This window comes from Paenibacillus mendelii (genome assembly GCF_024498075.1).
Taxonomy (GTDB): domain Bacteria; phylum Bacillota; class Bacilli; order Paenibacillales; family Paenibacillaceae; genus Paenibacillus_Z; species Paenibacillus_Z mendelii.
Genome location: NZ_JANHOF010000047.1, coordinates 1 through 4,597, shown reverse-complemented (window position 1 = coordinate 4,597; position 4,597 = coordinate 1). Strand labels below are relative to the sequence as shown.

Here is a 4,597-nt window from a genome sequence, read left to right as displayed (position 1 = left end):
TATTAGAAAATTGAGGTACTCTAAGTCTATATTTCCCTAGTCTGGTCGTGAGCAAGTAATTATCATTACTAAATCCGCTAGACATTCTTGTAAGTGTTTTCGGAGTTCCTAACAACAAGCTTGCTGAACTTCTCGCGCTCGCAGACGGGCAAGAATATCAAATCAATTACGTCATCGCCGGCAAGGCTTGGCGCGGCTTCGGCGTGATGGGCGAGTTCAACGTGGAAGGCGCGTACGTCCTCGATTTCCTCGCTGGCGACTACCTCGTCGTGCCTGGAACAAGCGCTGACAAAGATCGCCTTGCTTCAGTGATTTCAGCTTTTTTCGTTGCAGTTTTTGCTGCATTACCTGCCCAGTCGTTGTAGTCTTCAAGTGAAACACCGAAAGCAGTCATTTTGTAGTTTTCCGAGATTGTTTTGATTGAGTAGTAAGACATTTTGTTCTCTCCTTTGTGGATTTGTTTCTTACAAGATTGATTCTATATTCCGAATGTATCAAAAAATGATACTTTTTATTTTCATCTTCGTGCTTTCTGCTACTTTTTTGATACAATAAAATTATGAAAAAAACAGAACGAGTGAACCTGATCATGCGCTACATAAATAACCGCGCGCATTTTACGATTGCCGAGATTCAGCGGGAGTTCAAGATTTCCCGCGCAACGGCGATTCGCGACATTAACGAGATTCAGGCGATGGGTTTTCCGCTAACGACCGAGCTTGGGCGCGGCGGCGGATACAATGTCTTGCAAAATCAGTATCTACCCTCCGTCCGCTTCACGCCAGAAGAGCTAAAAGCGATTTTTATAAGCTTTAGCGCCTCGAAAAATTCGCAGCTGCCTTATCTGCAAAATCGCCGCTCAATTACTGAAAAACTCATAGGTATCGCATCGCAAACCCAGCAAGACGAGCTGATCGAGCTCAATAATATCTTACTTTTTGAAAATACGAATCCTTCCAATCCGAATTTATTGGAGCTCGATGATGCGGCGCCTGAGGAGCTGAACCAGCTGATTTCGCTTGCCGTGCGGGATAAACACTTACGCTTGACTTATGAGCTGAGTCCTGGCTGGCCGCAATTGATGGACGTTTTTTTGCTGCATATATTTAACTCGAACGCTCAGTGGCTGGCTGAGGTTTATGATCTTGATACGAATGAGTTTCGTTATTTGCCTGTTGTGATGTTGCGGGATTCGGCAATTTCTGAACGGGAGTTGACGTGGTCAGAGCAAGAGATTTTAAGCAAAAAACTGCTTTTTGCACGTGAGTCCAATCTTGTTGTGAAGCTTGATACGACTGGGATTCAGCGTTTTAAGCGCATGCACCCCCCGGGAATTATTTTGTCATTCACCGGGATGTTTCAGTCGAGCGGGATTTTCAATATACAACTGGATGTGACTGATGTTGATTCGCTGGCGTATTATGCGGATTGGCTTTTGTTTTTGGGGAAAGGTGTCGAGTTCGAACGGATTCCCGATGAGCTGCGCGTGATTTTGGAAGAGCGTTTAAGGGTGCCACCAACATTTTAACGAGAATATACGCTGAGCCCGCCTTTAATAAACAAAAGAAGCAGCTGCCGCGGCGAACTACTCCTTGATTCGTTAAACTATCGTTCCTCGTTAGTTGAATGAACCTCTATTATGCATTTGAATAATTAATCGAGACCACTCCTGGTTTACCTACGGAACGAAGGAGTACCCCAAGTACCCGAAGAAGAACTTCGGCTCGTGCTCCTAGTTTGTATCCTCCCTTAGTTGAACGAAAAAAAGTATCTTTATATACTAAAAGTGAGACCTTTACATCTAAAGTAATCTTCAGCTTGTTTAATTCTTTTCCAATATACTCAACAAAAAGTTCATAACGTCTCTTTAACCATTCAAATGACCTACTCATGATGTTTGTAATTATACATGTATGAGTGATCCGGTAGGACGTCCAAATTTTTTTGAAAATATCCCAACCTTTATTTCGCCTGGCACACTATTTGATTGTCAGGAATTACAGATGCAACTACGGAGGCAAAAAATGAATTCAATCGGGAAGAACGGAAAAGAAGCGGCGGAAGCGATTCGGAATTATGTCAAGCCGATTTTCGGTTTTGCGTTGAACCGGGTCAAGCAGCGGGCGGAGGCGGAGGATCTGGCTCAGGAGATTATGCTGCAGTTGTTGAAATCCTTCTCCGGGGTGCGGGACATTAGATGCCTTGAGGCTTACGTCTGGACGGTTGCCCGATACACTTGGGTGAATTGGTTGAAAAAGCGTGCGCACGCTCCCCAAGCGATCGAAATCAACGGCATGTCCGAACTGTCGGCCGCCCCTTCCCGGGAGCCGCTTGACCGGCTGCTGGTAACCGAAGCTTACCGCGAGCTGCGCCGGGAAGTCGCGTTTCTGTCCGACATCCATCGCCGGATCGTGGTCATGCATTACTACGACGAGCTTAAAATCGGCGATGTCGCGATTGCTCTGAACATTCCTGTCAACACGGTGAAGTGGCATTTGAGCGAGGCCAAAAAGGAGTTAAGGAAAGGGATGAAACGTATGCGTGCAACAGGAACTTTGAGTGTCAATCCGGTCAGCATGGGGGAAATGGGCCATTCCGGTTCGGCCGGCAGACTGGGCGAAACCAACGATTTTCTTGGACGCGCCTTGGCGCAAAATATCGTTTACGCGGCTTATCACAAGGCGCGTACCGTACATCAAATCGCGGAGGAGCTCGGAATGCCGCCGTCTTTGCTGGAAGGCGAAGTCCGGCACCTGGCCGATTACAATTTTCTCATCCAAACCTCTCCCGGCAAATATCAAAGCAATACCATCGTCTGGGACCTCTTCGAGTTGGTCGTAGCCGGTCATCGATTCTGGCAAGATTGCGCCGCCGAAGTGGCCGATGTTCATTTCGACGCGTTAATGGAAGTTCGCCGGCAAGTCGAGGATAGCGGAGTGTACGTTCCGGACGGCGACTATAACTTCCTGCTCTGGACCTTGCTGCCCAAGAACGTCGAGGAGCAATCTTGGCGGAGCATGCCGGCGGGCGACAACTTCGATGCGGTCGCACCAATGCGAAAGGACGGAGGGCAGTATATTGCCTATGCGGCGTTGAACCGGAGCCGCAATGCCGATCCGGGTTTTGATTTGAGTAGTTACGTCACCTTCGGTCCGTCGCTCCGCTACGTCGAAGACACTCCCTTATACTTGTGGCAATTCAATACGTACTGGAGCGACCGCCAGGTGGATTGGCGTTTCCTGGAATACCGGAATGTCGAGATTTGTCATGCGTTCCAACAAGGGGAACTGCCCGACAACGAAGAGAACAGCGAGCAATATTCGTTCCTGCTGGAGAAGGGGTACATCCGCAAGACGGAGGAGGGGTACAAATTCAATGCGGTTTGGATCGACTCTCCGCAAACGTTGGATCGGTTGAACAAGGCAATGCCGGATTTGTCCGCTCTGTATGCGCCTGCTGTCGGAAAGCTCTACGATAAAATGCTCAAGCTGTTCCTGCAAAATCAGCCGAAGCATTTGGAGCCGCAGCTTGCTTACATGGTGAGAGGCAATACCGGCGGAGGCCGGCTGGTCGCTTATATTTTGAAGCATTTGATCGATAACGGGAAGTTGAAACCGCCGTTGCCGCACCAGCAGAAGACGATTTCAACCTGGATGGGGCCGGTCAAGTAAGTCGGTTCGGAAATGTATACGAAGAATGGCCGTTCCCGGGTGGTGGCCATTTTTACACAAAACTCTGTCTGTCCAACGAAGTGATTAGGACATCGCTATTGCACCACGGCCCCCTCCTGAACGTATGAAAATGATTAAAAACCACCCATGACGCATGTGCGTCATGGGTAGTTTTTAATCGCAATCGTATCTGCCGGATTTCTCCTTTACCTGACGATTTTTAATCTTTCTTGTCCGCAACCAACCGTGAGAGGCCAGATGCTCCACATACTCAGCAGATCTATTCAGCAAAACTGCCCGTTAGTTGAGAAAAGCCAGTGCGGTAGACCTTTCGGTATTGAACTATCACGTCAATCTTTCGGAGATAGTTTTACTTATTTCTTCAGGGTTTTTAACATCAATGATTAACTTTGATATTTTAAATTTACCAACAAGAAAATTATTCAAGTCAAAATGAAGGGTATCAACCTCATTATTAAAAAAGTAGAGATGATAACCTCCATTGAATCTAAATAATCCATTTCTTGTTCCTCCAAAAGAAAAACCATAAAGCTTGAAAGCATTTGGTATGGGTCTACCTGTTGTTATCCCCTTAATCGAAGAGTATGGAATTTGCAACCCGTTATCTAATTTTAAAAAGGGCGGATTTCCAAGATCGATATTTAAATGGGTTTCCATTAATTGAATTGTACGTTCCATTCGTTTAGTCCACCATTTCATAACGCTTTAGTATTTTTAAAATATATTCACATATTATACCATAGATAATCTTATTTATAGAATTTATTGAGCTAATTTACCCAAGAACTGAACATGCAAGCGAATATTTCGCCGGTTGCATGATGGAATATTACATTATCCTCCCTCTATGGAGAATCACTTTTCTCTTAAATGCTCACGTTTTCTTAGATTTTGACCCAAGTTCA

General features: G+C 46.1%; 4 protein-coding genes. 2 read left to right on the top strand and 2 right to left on the bottom strand.

What is annotated here, in order from left to right:
* Nucleotides 1–259 precede the first annotated feature (259 nt).
* The gene (locus tag NNL21_RS35900) at nucleotides 260–436 is read right to left on the bottom strand and encodes a hypothetical protein (RefSeq protein WP_204822890.1); all 177 of its coding nucleotides are present in this window, start codon (nucleotides 434–436) and stop codon (nucleotides 260–262) included.
* Between the two features lie 123 nt (nucleotides 437–559).
* Here NNL21_RS35900 and NNL21_RS35895 point away from each other — a divergent pair, with 123 nt between their 5' ends.
* Nucleotides 560–1,528, top strand: a complete 969-nt coding sequence (locus NNL21_RS35895; protein ID WP_256555717.1) for a helix-turn-helix transcriptional regulator — start codon at nucleotides 560–562, stop codon at nucleotides 1,526–1,528.
* Between the two features lie 496 nt (nucleotides 1,529–2,024).
* Nucleotides 2,025–3,671 carry an RNA polymerase sigma factor gene (locus NNL21_RS35890; RefSeq protein ID WP_204822888.1) on the top strand — a complete coding sequence of 549 codons (1,647 nt, stop codon included), beginning with the start codon at nucleotides 2,025–2,027 and terminating at the stop codon, nucleotides 3,669–3,671.
* A gap of 345 nt (nucleotides 3,672–4,016) precedes the next feature.
* On the opposite strand, the gene NNL21_RS35885 is transcribed toward NNL21_RS35890, so the two are convergent.
* Nucleotides 4,017–4,370: a hypothetical protein gene (locus NNL21_RS35885; RefSeq protein WP_018757707.1), complete on the bottom strand. Its 354-nt coding sequence runs from the start codon at nucleotides 4,368–4,370 to the stop codon at nucleotides 4,017–4,019.
* Nucleotides 4,371–4,597 lie beyond the last annotated feature (227 nt).